General features: G+C 59.2%; 17 protein-coding genes. 7 read left to right on the forward strand and 10 right to left on the reverse strand.

The window, feature by feature from the left end; all coding sequences use genetic code 11:
• Positions 1-95: 95 nt before the first annotated feature.
• The 6 genes from V3W31_09385 to V3W31_09410 all read right to left on the reverse strand — a co-directional run bounded on the left by V3W31_09385 (position 96) and on the right by V3W31_09410 (position 5,529).
• The gene (locus tag V3W31_09385) at positions 96-1,127 is read right to left on the reverse strand and encodes an alpha-ketoacid dehydrogenase subunit beta (protein ID MEE9615138.1); all 1,032 of its coding nucleotides are present in this window, start codon (positions 1,125-1,127) and stop codon (positions 96-98) included.
• Positions 1,128-2,117, reverse strand: a complete 990-nt coding sequence (locus tag V3W31_09390) for a thiamine pyrophosphate-dependent dehydrogenase E1 component subunit alpha (GenBank protein MEE9615139.1) — start codon at positions 2,115-2,117, stop codon at positions 1,128-1,130.
• Complete coding sequence (locus V3W31_09395) at positions 2,114-3,181, reverse strand: radical SAM protein (GenBank protein MEE9615140.1); 1,068 nt, start codon at positions 3,179-3,181, stop codon at positions 2,114-2,116. Before V3W31_09395 ends, V3W31_09390 begins: the two co-directional genes overlap by 4 nt.
• Before the next feature lie 109 nt (positions 3,182-3,290).
• Complete coding sequence (locus V3W31_09400; protein ID MEE9615141.1) at positions 3,291-4,004, reverse strand: hypothetical protein; 714 nt, start codon at positions 4,002-4,004, stop codon at positions 3,291-3,293.
• Positions 4,005-4,032: 28 nt separating this feature from the next.
• Complete coding sequence (locus V3W31_09405; protein MEE9615142.1) at positions 4,033-5,097, reverse strand: trypsin-like peptidase domain-containing protein; 1,065 nt, start codon at positions 5,095-5,097, stop codon at positions 4,033-4,035.
• Between the two features lie 234 nt (positions 5,098-5,331).
• Positions 5,332-5,529 carry a hypothetical protein gene (locus V3W31_09410; GenBank protein ID MEE9615143.1) on the reverse strand — a complete coding sequence of 66 codons (198 nt, stop codon included), beginning with the start codon at positions 5,527-5,529 and terminating at the stop codon, positions 5,332-5,334.
• A 219-nt stretch (positions 5,530-5,748) separates the two neighbouring features.
• Here V3W31_09410 and V3W31_09415 point away from each other — a divergent pair, with 219 nt between their 5' ends.
• On the forward strand, positions 5,749-6,978 hold the full coding sequence (locus V3W31_09415) for a c(7)-type cytochrome triheme domain-containing protein (protein ID MEE9615144.1): 1,230 nt from the start codon (positions 5,749-5,751) through the stop codon (positions 6,976-6,978).
• Between the two features lie 260 nt (positions 6,979-7,238).
• Positions 7,239-7,925: a hypothetical protein gene (locus V3W31_09420; protein MEE9615145.1), complete on the forward strand. Its 687-nt coding sequence runs from the start codon at positions 7,239-7,241 to the stop codon at positions 7,923-7,925.
• Positions 7,926-8,058: 133 nt separating this feature from the next.
• Here the strand turns inward: V3W31_09420 and V3W31_09425 are convergent, their stop codons facing one another.
• From V3W31_09425 to V3W31_09440, 4 genes are read right to left on the reverse strand one after another with little or no spacing between them, the layout of a single operon-like run.
• The gene (locus V3W31_09425) at positions 8,059-8,340 is read right to left on the reverse strand and encodes a hypothetical protein (protein MEE9615146.1); all 282 of its coding nucleotides are present in this window, start codon (positions 8,338-8,340) and stop codon (positions 8,059-8,061) included.
• A gap of 18 nt (positions 8,341-8,358) precedes the next feature.
• Positions 8,359-8,868: a glycine/sarcosine/betaine reductase selenoprotein B family protein gene (locus tag V3W31_09430; protein MEE9615147.1), complete on the reverse strand. Its 510-nt coding sequence runs from the start codon at positions 8,866-8,868 to the stop codon at positions 8,359-8,361.
• Between the two features lie 12 nt (positions 8,869-8,880).
• Positions 8,881-9,054 carry a YHS domain-containing protein gene (locus V3W31_09435; GenBank protein ID MEE9615148.1) on the reverse strand — a complete coding sequence of 58 codons (174 nt, stop codon included), beginning with the start codon at positions 9,052-9,054 and terminating at the stop codon, positions 8,881-8,883.
• Between the two features lie 57 nt (positions 9,055-9,111).
• The gene (locus V3W31_09440) at positions 9,112-11,517 is read right to left on the reverse strand and encodes a heavy metal translocating P-type ATPase (GenBank protein MEE9615149.1); all 2,406 of its coding nucleotides are present in this window, start codon (positions 11,515-11,517) and stop codon (positions 9,112-9,114) included.
• Between the two features lie 145 nt (positions 11,518-11,662).
• Here V3W31_09440 and rsxC point away from each other — a divergent pair, with 145 nt between their 5' ends.
• The 5 genes from rsxC to V3W31_09465 all read left to right on the forward strand — a co-directional run.
• Complete coding sequence (gene rsxC, locus V3W31_09445; protein MEE9615150.1) at positions 11,663-13,000, forward strand: electron transport complex subunit RsxC; 1,338 nt, start codon at positions 11,663-11,665, stop codon at positions 12,998-13,000.
• A gap of 4 nt (positions 13,001-13,004) precedes the next feature.
• Positions 13,005-14,012, forward strand: coding sequence for an RnfABCDGE type electron transport complex subunit D (locus tag V3W31_09450; protein ID MEE9615151.1), 1,008 nt, complete (start codon positions 13,005-13,007; stop codon positions 14,010-14,012).
• Complete coding sequence (locus V3W31_09455) at positions 14,009-14,683, forward strand: RnfABCDGE type electron transport complex subunit G (protein MEE9615152.1); 675 nt, start codon at positions 14,009-14,011, stop codon at positions 14,681-14,683. Before V3W31_09450 ends, V3W31_09455 begins: the two co-directional genes overlap by 4 nt.
• Positions 14,683-15,300 (forward strand): electron transport complex subunit RsxE, encoded by a 618-nt coding sequence (rsxE, locus tag V3W31_09460; GenBank protein MEE9615153.1) that lies wholly within the window; start codon positions 14,683-14,685, stop codon positions 15,298-15,300. Before V3W31_09455 ends, rsxE begins: the two co-directional genes overlap by 1 nt.
• Positions 15,297-15,423 (forward strand): Rnf-Nqr domain containing protein (locus tag V3W31_09465; protein MEE9615154.1); only part of this gene is annotated, 127 nt, incomplete at its 3' end. The genes rsxE and V3W31_09465, both read left to right, overlap by 4 nt.

Below are 15,423 nucleotides of genomic sequence, written 5' to 3' on the forward strand. Positions count from 1 at the left end.
GGCCGCGAGGTTCGCCTCTTCGTTGAAGGCCGGGACTATCACCGACAACCCCGGCTTTTTCCATTTTCCTTCTTCGGCCATCTCCTTTATTTCCATTATTTCCCGAGGAGTTGCCTTACCCCGGCCGCTATGTCGTCCTTGCCGGGGTAGTAGGCCTCTTCGAGCACGGGGCTCGACGGGGTGGGTACGTCCGGGATGTTTATCCTTAAGGGCGGGGCCTTGAGCTCCCCGAGCGCCTCTTCGGCTACTCTCGCAACGAGCTCCGCCCCTATGCCGCAGAGCTTCCAGCCCGTATCCGCCACGACGAGCCTCCCGGTCTTCCTTACGGACTCGATTACGAGCGGGCTGTCCATCGGCCGGACGGCCCGTAAGTCTATTACCTCGGAGTCTATACCTTCGTTAGCGAGCAGTTCCGCTGCCGCCACGGCTTCCCGGGCCATGTGTGACACGCCGACAATGGTGGCGTCCTTCCCCTTCCGTCGTATCTCCCCCTTCCCTATGGGGACGAGGTAGGGTTCTTCGGGGACGTGCCCCGCCGCTTCGTAGAGCCAGCGGTGTTCGAGGAATATTACCGGGTTTCCGTCCGCGACGGCGGCCATGAGGAGCCCCTTGGCGTCGTATGGGGTGGAGGGCATGACCACCTTAAGCCCCGGTATGTTGGCGAAGAGCGCCTGGAGGCTCTGGGAGTGCTGAGCAGCCGAGCCCCAGCCCCTTCCGGTAATCGCCCTTATGACCATGGGCACGTGCACCTTGCCGCCGAACATATAGTGCCACTTGGCCGCGTGGTTTATTATCTGGTCGAGGCTTATGGGGAGGAAGTCCACCCTCATGTGGACCAGCACGGGCCTCATTCCGGCGAGCGCCGCGCCCATGGCTATCCCGGTCAGCGCGTTCTCCGCAAGGGGGGTATCGAATACCCGCGCGTCCCCGAACTTCTCCGGGAGCCCCTTTGTCGTGCCGAAGACCCCTCCGGGGTCGTCCACCCCCTCTCCCATAATGAATACCCGCTCGTCTATCCCGAGCATCTGGGAGAGGGCCTCGTTCAGCGCCTCACGGTAGGTAATCTCCCGCGATCCGGGTTCAACCCCCGGCGTCCTTTCCATCTTCGGTACCGTTGTCCACGGCATCTACTTGCCGCCTCCTTCGTAGTATAGCCCGCGCGTAAGCTCGGCCGTATCCGGCCACGGGCTCTTATCCGAAAAACTTACGGCCTTGTCCACTTCCTCTGCCACGGCGGAGCGGAGCCCGTCCATCTCTTCCGCGCTCATTACGCCGCTTGTAAGAAGCCGTTCTCTGAAGCGTTTGACCGGGCACTTCTCCATCCACTCGCGGAGTTCTTCTTCGGGGCGGCAGCCCTTTTCGAAGTCGGCGTCCGGCCCGACGTGCCCCTTCCACCTGTAAGTCCTGGCTTCGATGAGAGAGGGCCCCGTTCCTTTTCTCGCCCTCTCGACCGCCTCTTTCGAGCATTCGTAGACCGCCTCCGGGTCGTTGCCGTCCACGCATACGCCGGGAACGCCGTACGCCCCGGCCGAGCCGGCTATGTCGCCGGTGGGGTGGCGGGCGGTGATGTGCGAGTTCGTGGCGTAGAGGTTGTTTTCGCAGACGAATACGACCGGGAGTTTTTTGAGCGAGGCGAAGCTCATGGACTCGTGGAAGACCCCTTCGTCCACCGCGCCGTCGCCGAAGAATGTTACGGCCACGCTCTTGAGCCCCTTTATTTGCGAGGCCAGCGCCGCACCGACGGCCATTGGTATGCCGCCGCCGACTATGGCCGAATTACCGGGTATGGAGTTTTCCGGGTCCACCAGGTGCATGCTCCCCCCCTTGCCCCCGGAGCATCCCCCGGCCTTGCCGTAGAATTCGGCCATCATGACACCCATATCCGTGCCCTTGGCTATGCAGTGGCCGTGCCCCCGGTGGTTGCTCAGGAGGTAGTCGTCTTTTACGAGGTTCAGGCAGACGCCCGCGGCTATGGCCTCCTGGCCGATGTAGAGGTGCACGGGGGTCTTCATCTCCTGCGCCGGATAGAGCTCGACCACCTTCTCCTCGAACATGCGTATCCGGAGCATGGTCTCGTACAGCCCCACGAGCGTCTCTTTCGGTATTTTGTTACTCATATGAAGTTCACGTGGTCTGTGGGGTTTTGAAGCTCCCACAGGTAACGGTTTACCTCGTCCATCCTGCAGTTCCGCCTGCACTCGCTAATGTCGAGCCCGTCGGCGACGTAGGCGAGAAGTTTTTTCCTTTCTTCTCCAGCCCATATTTCTTCGAAACTCTTTTCGTATATATTGCCGTAGCGGAACCTGTCGTCTCCGAGGAACGCGCTGCATCCCCAGACCCCTCCCTCGGCGTCTATGTAGGCCCAGAAGGGAAGGGCCCGGCAGCGGTCGTAACGGCGCTTGTCGCTTTCGAGCTTCTTCATGGTGTTGAGCCTGAATATCGCCTGGAACTTTTCCCCCGAGAGGGCCTTGAGCTCCTCGGACAGGTGGTAGTAGTCGCTGTAGTTAGTCCCGCCGTGCTTCGTGGTGCGGCTCATGAGGTGCTGTGAGTAGGGCTTTACCACCAGGTAGTCCGCGCCGATATCCTTTGCGAGCTTCGCCAGCGTTATTACCTCCCCGGCGTTCTCTTCGAGCAGTATGAGCTGTATCCCGATGGTGGTCTTGAGGTCGTTCTCTTCCCGGAGCTTTATTGCCGTGCGTATGTTTTCGATAACCTTCGTGAAGTCTTCCGGCTTTGTCCCGTGTATCTCGGAGTAGGTTTTGGCGGTCCCCGCGTTTATGCTTACCTTCACCCATGTGACCGAGGCCAGAGCTTCCTTTGCGAGTTTTTCGGTCATGCATACGCCGTTTGTGGTTATGGCCACGTCCATGCCGGAACCCTTTGTATGGTTTATTATCTCGCCGACGTTCTTATGGAGGAGCGGCTCTCCCTCTCCGGCGTACATAATACTCTTTACCCCGAGTCGTCCCATCTCCGTCAGCCTGGTTTTGAGGAGTTCCGTGTCCAGGAGGTTGGCCTTGTACTCCATGTAGTCGAGCGCGCAGAAGGTGCACCTGTGGTTGCAACCCCCGGCCGTGGCTACCTCGACATATATGGGGTAGACGTCCTCCCCCCGGAGCCACTGGTTGACCCGGTCGACGTGGTACATGAGCTTGTGGCTGTCTATCCTGAATTCGTCCATTTTTACCCCGGATTGTACGCTATCGCGGTGATTTTAATAGCAAATTATAACATGTATCCCGGGGGGCCGACAAGGCTTTTCTAAGCGTAGGAAGGGGTGTTCCGGCGGTCTATTCGCCGCCTGCGGTGTCCCTGAGGAGGTAGAAGGCCGCTCCGACCACCCCTGCCAGCACCAGCAGCATGGCCGGTCCCACGAGGAGCATGACCGAAGCCTCGGCCGCCTCCGCGCCGATCTCCGGCGTCCGGAAACCCATCAGGATCCATGAGAAGGGGTAGGTAAGCGCGCCCATGCCGATGCACGTGGATAGGGCGGTCTTAACCCTCGTCGGGGTCGTTGAGAAGGCGAGGACGAACGATACGGCTATGGCCAGAAGCCCGAGCCCCATGGCGTGTATGTGCCCCCGGGTAAGGCGCGTATGGGCGAGGTCGAGGAGCGGGCTATCGTGGAGGTGTTCCCCCCCCCCTTCTCCCCCCACTTCCATTTCCCCCATGGACATAGTCCCGGCGGAGTGGTCGTGCTCCTCATGGTCCCCGTGGCTGCTTTCTTCCGTCTGTGGCGTGGGTTCTTTAGAGACGGCGTGGTCATGGTCGTGGTCCTCATGGCCGGCGGGGGCGGCGGTCATTTCGTTTTGGGGCGGGGGTGTCTTGTTGGCAAGTAAGGCCGCGGGCGGGACGTCGGGGTAGGAGGGTTTTCCGCTTTCCTCCAGTATCTCGTGAATCCTCTCGTGCTGGGTTGCGATGAACGCGGCCCAGATGATGCCGAAGATAAGGGTCGAAAGCCCGAGAAAAAGTCCTATCCGTACCGGTTTTACGGGAGCGTACATTTTATCATATCCTTTCTTTAGGGCCCGCCTACCTCGGCATCTCTTCGAGGCGGAGTTCAAACTCCATGGTATCATTGTCCCTTGCCACGTTAATGGAGACCGTCTCCCCTATGGCGAGGTTATTCAGTATCTGCCCCATCTCGTCCATGGAGTTCAGCGTCGTGCCGTTAATGGCGGTTATGAGGTCCCCGCCGACTGCCACCAGGATGTTGCCGAGCCGGGTATAGCCGGTAGACCCCTTAAGCCCCACCCCCGCCGCCGGACTGTCCTTGAAGACGTCGGCTATGAGCACCCCGGGGGAGGGGAGGCCGAGGACCTTGGCGAAGGTGGTGTCTATGTCCTGGCCGCTTATGCCGAGCCACGGTCTGGCCACGTAGCCCTTCTCCACGAGTTCCGGCACGATCTGCTTTATCGTATCCACGGGTATGGCGAACCCTATGCCCACGCTCCCTTCCACAGGAGAGAATATGGCCGTGTTGACCCCCACCACCTTCCCGTCGTTATCGAGGAGCGGTCCGCCGGAGCTCCCCGGGTTTATGGCGGCGTCGGTCTGGATTATGCCGCGGATGAGCTTTCCGTTGGCTGCCCTCATGGTCCTGCCGAGCGAGCTCACTATGCCGATGGTGAGGGAGCCCTCGAGTCCGAAAGGGTTGCCTATGGCAAGCACCCTCTGCCCCACCTTGAGCGAGGCTGAATCCCCCATGCGTACGGGCGTAAGCTTATCCGGCGGGACGTCTATCTTTATGACCGCCAGGTCGTTATTCGGGTCCACGCCCACCACCTCCGCCGGGAGCTTGGAGCCGTCGAAGAGCGTCACCTCGAGCCTCTGTGCGCCTTCGACCACGTGGTAGTTGGTGAGTATGTGGCCGCCGGTGTCTATTATGGTCCCCGAGCCCGAGCCCGTCTCGGCGGCGGTCGGGTTGTAGGAGATGTCGTAGGCGAGCGCGGTGGTGGTGATGTTCACCACCGAGGGGTTTGCCGCCTCGTATATCCTTATGTTCGTCTCCTCCTCCTCGGTGAGGGCGTGGGAGGGGGAGGGGGGGGCTAAAAGCAGAGTCGAGAATATGAATAACGCCGTTAATCCGTATCGCATGGGCCGCCTTTCTCCTTGCCCGCTAATCTATACCATATCGCACCATTTTTCAATTTTTTTCGAACTTTTCCGCGTTTTCTTCGGGTTTTCAAGGTCTACCGGGGATTATAGCTTGAATAACGTGAGGTTACGGCGTATTGGTGATATCGTGGCTCAGGGCTGTCCCGCCCCGTACAAAGCACACCCTGAGGCGTGCTCTGTACGGGTGATTTCCCGTGGGGTAGGCTCTTTCGCTCATGCGGCCTTTGACGCCCTTTCCTCCTTGGTGTGTTTTCTCAGTCCGAACACGTCGCCAAAACTCTTTTTGCACACGGGGCACTGGATGTTGCCCACTGAGCTTAGCGAGAGAAAGGTTCCGGCCAAAAGCGCCGCGAAAGCCCCTATTATAAAGGGCACCACGTATACCATGCCTGAAAGCTCGGTCCATAGCATCTTTCTCACCTCCTTTCTTTACTATAGTAAGAGCTTACCCCTGAAAACCGGCCTTGTAAAGCTCCTGGCCTAAAAATTTTCAAGGGGGGGAGGGGGGGCAAAAGGGGGCGGATTTTCCTTGTATATATGGGGAGATTGGTATTATAATTGGGCGGCATTCGACAGACGGACCGGCTCCGGCCGGAAGACGTTTTTCTTATATCAGCGAGGAGGTTTACCATGCCAAGAGTCCGGGCGTATCCGTTCAGGTGGGGGGTCGTTATACTTATGGCCGTCGTTGCGGTCTTTACCGTGTCGGCGCGGCTTAATGCCGAGGATAGCGATTTCCGCAAGAAGTTCACTAAGTTCTACCAGGCCAATAACTTCTTCGTGCTTGGGCAGCTGGTAAAGCAGAGTAAGGATATAATCCCCGGCGAGGTCGAGACGTTGGTGGGCGAGGCCACGGCCGAGGGCGTATCCGTCCCCGAGAAACTCTACCTCCTGGACATGGCCCGTACCATGGCCTCCATGTACAAGGATTGGCACGGCGAGGGAGAAGATCTCCTTAAGAAGGTCGAGGCCCTCCAGAAGGTGGAGGTGGATAAGAAGAAGGCAAGAGAGGCGGAGGTCCAGAAGTGGAAGGACGAGGAGAAGACCCCCGGGAACTTCGTCATGAAGGCGCACGCCGAAGAGCTCGAGGCCGCCGGCCTGAGCCCCGTACTCTACCCCCACTGGGTACACAGGATGTTCTTCAGGTGCAAGGTATGCCACGAGAAGATATTCACCATGAAGCGCGGCTCCAACGACCTCTCGCAGGAGAAGATAGCCGCGGGCGAGCAGTGCGGGACCTGCCATAACGGCGAGCTGTCGTTCAGCGCGACCGACGAGGCCAACTGCAAGAGGTGCCACCTCGCAGGCACCGAGGAGGCGGCGCCGCTCCACGACTTTACGCGTTTTGACCACGATGGACTGAAAGAGATCTCCGAGCGCGTGGGCTCCATGTGGGACCCCGGGAAACTCCCCGAAGGGAAGTACCCCGTCGATAAGTTCAACTTCGTCAACTGGGTCAAGATGGACAGCACCGGGGCCTTCAAGCCGAAGGACTCCCTTGACGACGCCGATACCGAGGCCGCCGAGGTGAGGGAGAGCTACATACTCTTCAAGTCTCCGATCACGTTCATGAAGGACGTCCTCTTCAGCCACAAGATACACACCACCTGGATACGGTGTAATATCTGCCACGACAGGATATTCACCAAAGAGGTCGGTGCCAACAAGGTGACCATGATAGAGATAAAGGAGGGCAAGGCCTGCGGCACATGCCACGGCCGTGTCTCCTTCCCCATAGGTGACTGCCTGAGGTGCCACAACCACGAGGGGGAGGTCCCCGAGGGCACGCACGTCCGCGCCAAGAGCTCCTCGGAGATGCAGCCCGCGGTGGCGGCCCCGGCCGCGCCGACGGCGCCGTAGGGCGACTGACCTTTTCGTATCCTGCGAGATAAAACCAGGGGGCTGCGGCTTTTGCCGCAGCCCCCTTTTTCGTTGATTTCGGGGTTACAGGGGCATAACATCGGGGGAGGGGGAATCCAGATTTGTAAGGCGGGCTCAGCCCACCGGACATGGCTTGACAATATTGCAGGGTTGATGTAGTTTGGGTTAAGGCAGGATTGAACTTCCCTGCTAAACTTTTATTGCAGGTGTGTGTGAAAGAAGGCAACAGGAGGCCGCATATGAAGAAGATGTTTGCATCATTAACGATCTTGTTTATTCTGGCGGGCTGTGCAACACATGATGCGGTCAGGCCGACGTCGTTATTGCATACTCCATCCGCACACGAAAATAAAGTTATTGAAAGCGACATTGAACTCTTCTTTAGTCCATATCGCACCAAAGAGGAAAATGAACAGTTCTTCGGTGTAGACCTTGTTAAACACGAGGTCTTGCCCGCGCAGATGGCCTTAATAAACAATACGGACGCAACCCTGCAGTTCACTAACCAGAAGATACTGTTGATTGATCCGGATGGGGAAGAGTACCAACCTCTGACATTGGACGAGGTGATGGAAAGGGCGAAGAAGAGCTTCTGGAGAACTGCTGGCTGGGGGGTGGCCTTCGGGCTAATAGGTGCTATTCCTTCCGCAATGAACGTGAGTAAGGCGAACAAGAAAATCCGCGCGGACTATGACGCGAGAATCATGAAAGATGCCAAACTGGTGCATGGCGCGACTACTGAAGGCACACTCTTTTTCTCACTCAGTAAAGACGCGAGAAGTCTGGACGGTTTTATCTTAAGCGTTGCCCTTGAGAACCCGGACGAGGATGGCGCTATCGTTATAGAGTACAACCTGAATGGTGATATTCCCGAGCGAAAGCCGGAGGTGATAGAGACGGCGGAGGAATCTTTCGACTCCATGTAATCAGCCGGGTAGGTTGGGTTGAGGAACGAAACCCAACGGTCGGATTGTACCACACGGAATTCGTTTAATCCCCCTCAATCCCCCTTTCTTAAAGGGGGGCAGGGGGGATTTAGAAACAGGCGTTGTCCCTGAGTTATGTAATCACCACGTCCTTCCTAATGTCATCGTACCTCCGCCACCGGTAGGGGAGGTCCACGATGGTGCCGGGCTCCTTTATCTTCTCCAGCGCCTCCAATGCCCTTTTGACGACCACCGTCTGCTGGTCAACCCTTCCGGGCTCGCCGAGCGGGTGGCCCATGGGCCATCTCAGGAATACCGCCCTAGGCGCCTTAACCTCTTCCGTCAGCTTCCGCACTATGGATACGCTTATTGTCGGTATACCGGCCCTCTCGATCTCTCTCTGTATCAGTCCCACGGACCGATTGCAGATGGCTCAGCCGGGGGTGAGGAGCACCACGTCCACCCCGGCCGCGACAAGTTTCCTCGTCATCTCCGGGGCTGTCTCTTTTATGAGCGTATCGACGTGCGCTCCCGCTATGTGCCCCATAAAGCCGTAGTGGGTGTCGGCCACCCCGCCGATAAGCCCTTCCTCCTTAAGCTCTTGCAGGCGGTCTATCGGGAAGACTATGTTCAGGTCTCGGTCGGCGTCCCGGTGGTCGTAGTAGTCGTGGGTTATGGTGTACTCCTCCCTCGGTATGTCCGAGTGGAGCTCCCTCCAGGTGGGGTCTCCGTCCGGGTCCTCCATGTCGAACGGTTTCTGCGAGGCGAGGTGTACTCCTGCGGTGGTGACGAGCGCGACGGTGGACTCCTTTAGCGGCTTTGTAACGGGCGTCCACGGTATGCCCTCTATCTTAAGCGGCGCGGCCTTCTCCGCCGCCCGCTCCACAAGGGACGGGAAGCGGGTGAATATCCTGGCGAGCAGGCGGTTCTTGAAACTCGACATAATGGGTCCCCTCTATCCGTCCCTTATCCAGTCGGGCTTCTCCTCACCGAGGTACTTCTCGGGGTTCTTTTCGAACCTCTCCTTGCAGCCTTTTGCGCAGAAGTAATAGGTCTTTCCCTCGCGCTCGGTCTTATATTCCGCCGTATCCTCCCTGACCGTCATTCCGCATACAGGGTCAACAGCCATCGCGTACCTCCTTCTCCATATATTAATTATACCTTAGTCATACACGCGCCATTCCTCCTACCCGAGCGGAGGTTTGAACCACTTGAGCCTCAAGGCGTTCGTGACCACGCTTACCGATGACAGCCCCATTGCCGCGGCCGCGAGTATGGGCTTCAGGAGTATTCCGAAGAACGGGTAGAGTATCCCCGCGGCGACGGGTATGAGTGAGGCGTTATAGAAAAAGGCCCAGAAGAGGTTCTGCTTTATATTGCGTATGGTGGCGCGGCTCAGCGCTATGGCCGTGACTATGGCCCTCAGGTCTCCGCCGACGAGCGTTATGTCCGAGGCCTCCATTGCCACGTCCGTTCCCGTGCCTATGGCGATCCCGACGTCGGCCTGCGCCAGCGCCGGTGCGTCGTTTATGCCGTCGCCCACCATGGCGACCTTCCGTCCCTCCCCCTGGAGTTTTTTCACCTCCTCGGCCTTGGCTCCGGGCAGGACTTCGGAAAGTACCCGGTCTATCCCCGCTTCCCTCGCTATGGCGGCGGCGGTCTTTTGGTTGTCCCCGGTGAGCATCAACACCTCGATCCCCATGCGCTTGAGCTCGGAGACCGCCTCCCTGGAATGATCCTTCAACGTGTCGGCGACGGCCACGATACCGGCCGCCTTGCCGTCGACGGCGAGGTAGACCGCCGTCTTCCCCTCTTCGGCAAGCCTTTCCGCTTCCCCCCTGATCTCCGTTATGTCTATGCGCTCGTCTTTCATGAGCTTCCTGTTCCCCAGGATGATGTTCCGGTCCCTTACCCGCGCCTTTATCCCGTGGCCCGGTACGGCATCGAACTTTTCCGGGTCGCCAACCTGTATCCCCCGCCTGTGCGTCTCGTTTATAATGGCCTCTCCGAGCGGGTGCTCTGAGCCCTTCTCCGCCGCCGACGCGTAGAAGAGTATCGCGTCCTCTCCGATGCCGCCCGCGGGCAGGACGTCCGTGACCGACGGCTCGCCCTTCGTGAGAGTGCCGGTCTTATCCAGCACTATGGTGTCGAGCTTATGGGCGGTCTCGAGCGAGTCTCCACCGCGTATGAGTATTCCGTTCTCCGCCCCCTTGCCCGTGCCGACCATTATAGAGGTGGGGGTGGCAAGCCCAAGAGCGCAGGGGCAGGCGATTATGAGGACCGATACGAAGGCCAGGAGCGCGTAGGTAAACGACGGCTCCGGGCCGAAGGCGTACCAGACGAGGAAGGTGAGTGTAGCGATGCCTATGACCGCCGGGACGAAGTAGCCGGCTATGATGTCCGCCAGCCTCGCTATGGGCGGCTTTGCGCCCTGCGCCTCCTCGACCATCCTTACGATATGGGCGAGGGCGGTATCCCTGCCCACCTTCGTGGCCCTGAACTTGAACGAGCCCGTCTTGTTTATCGTGGCGCCTATGACCTCGTCCCCGGCGTTCTTCTCGACCGGGATGCTCTCCCCGCTTATCATCGACTCGTCCACCGAGGAGTACCCCTCCGTTACCACGCCGTCCACCGGCACCTTCTCGCCGGGCCGTACTACGACTATGTCGTCGCTCAGGACCTCCTCCATGGGTATGTCGCTCTCTATGCCGTCCCTCAGGACCCGGGCGGTCTTTGCCTGGAGGCCGATGAGCTTCTTAATCGCCTCCGAGGTGCGGCCCCTGGCCCCGGCTTCGAGCAGCCTGCCGAGCAGTATTATGACGATTATCGCTGCGGCGGTGTCGAAGTAGACCGCAGGCGAGACCCCCTTCGTGGTGACGAGCTCGGGGAGGAAGGTGGCAACGACGCTGTAGAGGTAGGCGGCCGAGGTGCCTACGGCGATTAACGTATTCATGTCCGTCGAGAGGTGCCTTGCGGCCGCGACCGCGCCGCGATAGAACTGCCACCCGCACCAGAACTGTACCGGGGTGGCGAAGAGGAACTGCAAGAGGGGGTTATCGAGGAAGAAGATGGGGATCGTCAGTACGGCCCCGGCCGCGAGTTTCCTCTGTAGTTTTCCTAATGCCTCCTTCCTCGCCCGCTCTTCTTTATCAAGGAGGTCTTCCTTCTCTGTCTCCCCCGTCTCAATGACGTCGTACCCGATAGACCTTATCGCCCCGGCCATCTCGCCGGTGCTTACCACCGAAGGGTTATACTCCACCGTCGCCTTTTCCGTTGCGAAGTTCACGGAGGCACGTATTACCCCCGGCAGCCCGCCGAGCGCCCGCTCTACCTTCTCAACGCAGGAAGCGCAGCTCATCCCCGTAATGGGCAGGTCGATAGTGACAGTGCCGCCGGTGGGGGCGTCGGGGGGGGTGGGGGAGGGGGCGGTCTTTTCTTCTTCCTTATCGGTGGCGAGTGCCGCCTCCGGGTCGGCGTCGAACCGCTCCTTGCAGTTCAAGTTGCAGAAGTAGTAGCTCTTCCCCCGATAGATGGAGCTTCCGGCCGCACTGTCGGGGGAGACCTCCATTCCGCATATAGGGTCTCGTTCCATTTCCATGCTAAACAGATAATACACGGATTCCCGCAGGAAGACAAGCAGATGAGGCGGTTAATGGCGTCTTATTATGGACAAATACCTTGACGAAAGAGTGAAAAAATTGATAGATTTATTGATTTACGGCTCAACGCATATACCCATGACTCCGAAGACTTTCGACAGGGGCATACATCCCGCATACCACAAGGAACTGACCTTTTCCCTTGCCACGGAGAAGGCGCCGCTTCCCAAAAGGGTCGTAATCCCGCTCGGCCAGCACGTGGGCGCGCCGTGCCGGCCCGTGGTCAAGAAGGGCGATATCGTCGAGGCGGGCCAGCTGATAGGCGAGGCGGTTTCCTTTGTCTCGGCGCCCGTCCATGCCAGCATAGGCGGCAAGGTAAAAGAGGTCGCCCCGCACCCCCATCCCGGGGGCGGCAGGATGATGGCCGTGGTGATAGACGGGGACGGCACGGACCGGGAGTGGAGCGGTGGAGCGGACGCCGACCTCGACTCGATGGACCCCGACCAGCTCAGGAAGCGTATACGGGAGGCCGGGATAGTCGGCATGGGAGGGGCGGCCTTCCCGACGGCCGTAAAGCTCTCCCCCCCGCAGGGCAAGGTCGTCGATACCGTGATACTTAACGGCTGCGAGTGCGAGCCCTACCTCTCGGCAGACCACAGGCTCATGCTCGAAGAGCCGGAGAAGGTCCTAAGCGGCCTGAAACTCATAATGAGGGCCACCGGAGCGAAGGACGGCTGCGTAGCGCTGGAGGATAACAAGCTCGACGCCCTGGAGGCTCTCAGGAAGGCCGCGGAAGCAATGGCCCCGGAGGTCAGGTTCGCGACCCTTAAGACCAAGTACCCGCAGGGCGCGGAGAAGATACTCATATACACTGTGCTCGGCCGGAAGGTACCGTTGGGAAAGCTCCCCTTCGACGCCGGAGTGGTCGTTAATAACGTTGGCACGGCGGTGGCCATTTACGAGGCGCTCGGCCACGGGAAACCTTTAATAGAGAGGGTCCTGACCGTTAGCGGCAACGGCGTGGCCACCCCGAAAAATCTGAAGGTACGCATAGGCACGAGCTTCGCCGAAGTCTTGGCTCTCTGCGGCGGGATAACGGAGGCAGAGGGGCTGGAGAGAGAAGTCCTTAACGGCGGCCCCATGATGGGCGTGGCGCAGACGAGCCTGGACGTGCCCGTGGTGAAGGGCACCTCGGGCATAACCGTGCTGGAGGCCCGCGAGATAAAGCCCGCCGAGTTCGGCCCGTGCATAAGGTGCGCGAGGTGCGTGGAGACATGCCCCATGGGGCTTATGCCCTACAGGATCGCGGACATGGGGAGGCTCTCGCTTACGAGCCGGTTCAAGGGGTGGGACGGGGTGAGCTGCATAGAGTGCGGCTGCTGCGCGTTCATATGCCCCCCGAAAAGGCCCCTTGTACAGTGGATAAGGGTCGGGAAGATAAAGCTCCGGGAGGCCGAGCAGGAGGCGAGCGCTTAATATTATGGCGGAAGATAAAAAAGAAGAGGTCCGGGAGAAAAAGCCCGAAGCGCCGGTAAAGAAGAAGACCGGCCTGATAGAGGGGCTTCTTGTATCCTCCTCGCCGCATATCCTTACCGACGATAACGTGCACAGGATAATGCACGCGGTCGTGCTGTCGCTCGTGCCCGCGGTAGCTGCGAGTATATACTTCTTCGGGCTGAATGCACTCCTTCTGGTACTGGTCTGCGTGGCCTCTTCGGTCGGGACGGAGTACCTTTTCCAGCGGGCCAGGGGGAGGGCCGTTACGGTCTCGGACGGGAGTGCGATAATTACCGGCATGCTCCTTGCCCTGACACTTCCGCCTTCTTTCCCGCTGCTCGGCGCAGTGCTCGGCTCGGTCTTCGCCATAGGGGTGGGTAAACAGATATTCGGAGGGCTCGGCTACAACATATTCAACCCCGCGCTCCTCGGCAGGGCCTTCCTGCAGGCGACGTATCCGGTCCTTATAACCACGTGGACCGAGCCCGGCACGGACGCGGTCTCGGAGGCCACCCCGCTCGCGCTTATGAAGTTCGAGGGGATAGACGTCTCGTCGCTCTCTCTGTTCTTCGGAAACGTATCGGGCTCGCTCGGCGAGACCTCGGTGCTCTGCATTATAATAGGCGGGCTCTATCTCCGCTACAAGGGGTACATAAACTGGAGGCTGCCTCTCGGCTACCTCGGCTCCATATTCGTATTCGGCGCTGTCTTCTGGCTCATAAACCCGGAGAAGTACCCGGACCCCATCTTCCATCTATTCGCCGGAGGGGCGATGCTCGGGGCATGGTTCATGGTAACCGACATGGTCACCTCGCCCGTGACCCCCGCCGGGCAGTGGATATTCGTCGTGGGCGCGGGGTTCCTCGTGATTATAATACGCCTCTTCGGCGGGCTGCCGGAAGGGGTCATGTACTCGATACTGCTTATGAACTCTATCGTGCCGCTCCTTAACAGCTGGACCAGGCCGAAGGTTTTTGGGATGGCGCCTTGAAGAATACGTCGGCCAAGATGATAGCGGTGCTTACCGGGACCGCGTTTACCGTGGGCGCCATCCTTGCCGGTTTCTATATCGTAGCCGCTCCGAAGATAGAGGCCAACAGGCTGGCCGAGGAGAAGAGGGCCATATTCGCGGTCCTGCCCGGGGCAGTCGATTACGAGACGATAGAGAGGGAGATTACCGGAGATAAGGGGCCCGAAAAACTCCTGATATTCCGGGGGCTCGACGGGGATGGCGGTACATCGGGCTACGCGTTCGTGGCAAAGGGTCCCGGCTTCGCGGCGATAATAACCATGATGGTAGGGTTAAACGTCTCGGCGGAGACCCTCTCTGGCATGAAGGTACTCGAACAGCTCGAAACCCCGGGGCTCGGCAATAAGATCGCCGAAGAGAAGTTCGAGGGCCAGTTCCGGGGGCTCGCTATCCACCCGAGGATCGAGTACTTGAAGAACAAGAAGCCGGATAAGCCCAACCAGATACAAGCCATAACCGGCGCCACCATATCGAGCAAGGCCGTTACCGAGGCGATAAACAAGAGGCTCGCGGTGGTACTCGCCATACTCGAAGACGAACTCCTCGAAGAGGAAGTCATAGAAGAGGAACCCCTTACGGGAGAGGTGCCTGAGGAAAAAATGGAGGAAAAGACCGGGGAGGTAGCGGAGTAGTGGTTAAGAGGTCCCTATTCGACGAGCTTACAAAGGGCATCTGGTCCGAGAACCCGGTCATAAAGATGCTCCTTGGGATGTGTCCGGCGCTCGCGGTCTCGAACTCCGCGATGAACGGGCTTGCCATGGGGCTTGCCTCGACCTTCGTCGTCGTCTCGTCGAGCACCATGGTCTCGATATTCAGAAGGTTCGTGCCCAAGCAGGTGAGGATACCGACCTACATAGTCATAATAGCCGGCTTCGTCACGCTGGCCGACATCTTCCTGAAGGCCGAGTTCCCGTCGATATCCAAGGCGCTCGGCCCTTACGTGCCTCTTATAGTGGTGAACTGCATGATTATGAGCAGGAGCGAGTTCTTCGCCTCCAAGCACCCGCTCCTTCCGTCGATGGCGGACGCGCTCGGCACGGGAATAGGCTTTACCTGGGTGCTGGTCGTGCTCGGGGCCGTAAGGGAGCTGTTCGGCTTCGGGAGCATCTTCGGCTTCGTCCTCATGGGCGAGGATATCTTCACCCCCTGGGTAGTGATGATACTTCCGGCCGGCGCGTTCCTCACGCTCGGGCTCATGATAGGCGTTATAAACTACTTTACGCTCCGCAAGGGAGGTAAGGCGATATGACCTCGGCGCTTATGGTATTCATATCCGCGGCCGTCGTGAATAACCTCGTCCTGGCCTACTTCCTCGGGATATGCCCGTTCCTCGGGGTCTCGAAGAGGCTCGACACGGCGGTCAATATGGGGC

This window comes from Thermodesulfobacteriota bacterium, from assembly GCA_036482575.1.
In the GTDB taxonomy this organism is placed as follows: domain Bacteria; phylum Desulfobacterota; class GWC2-55-46; order GWC2-55-46; family JAUVFY01; genus JAZGJJ01.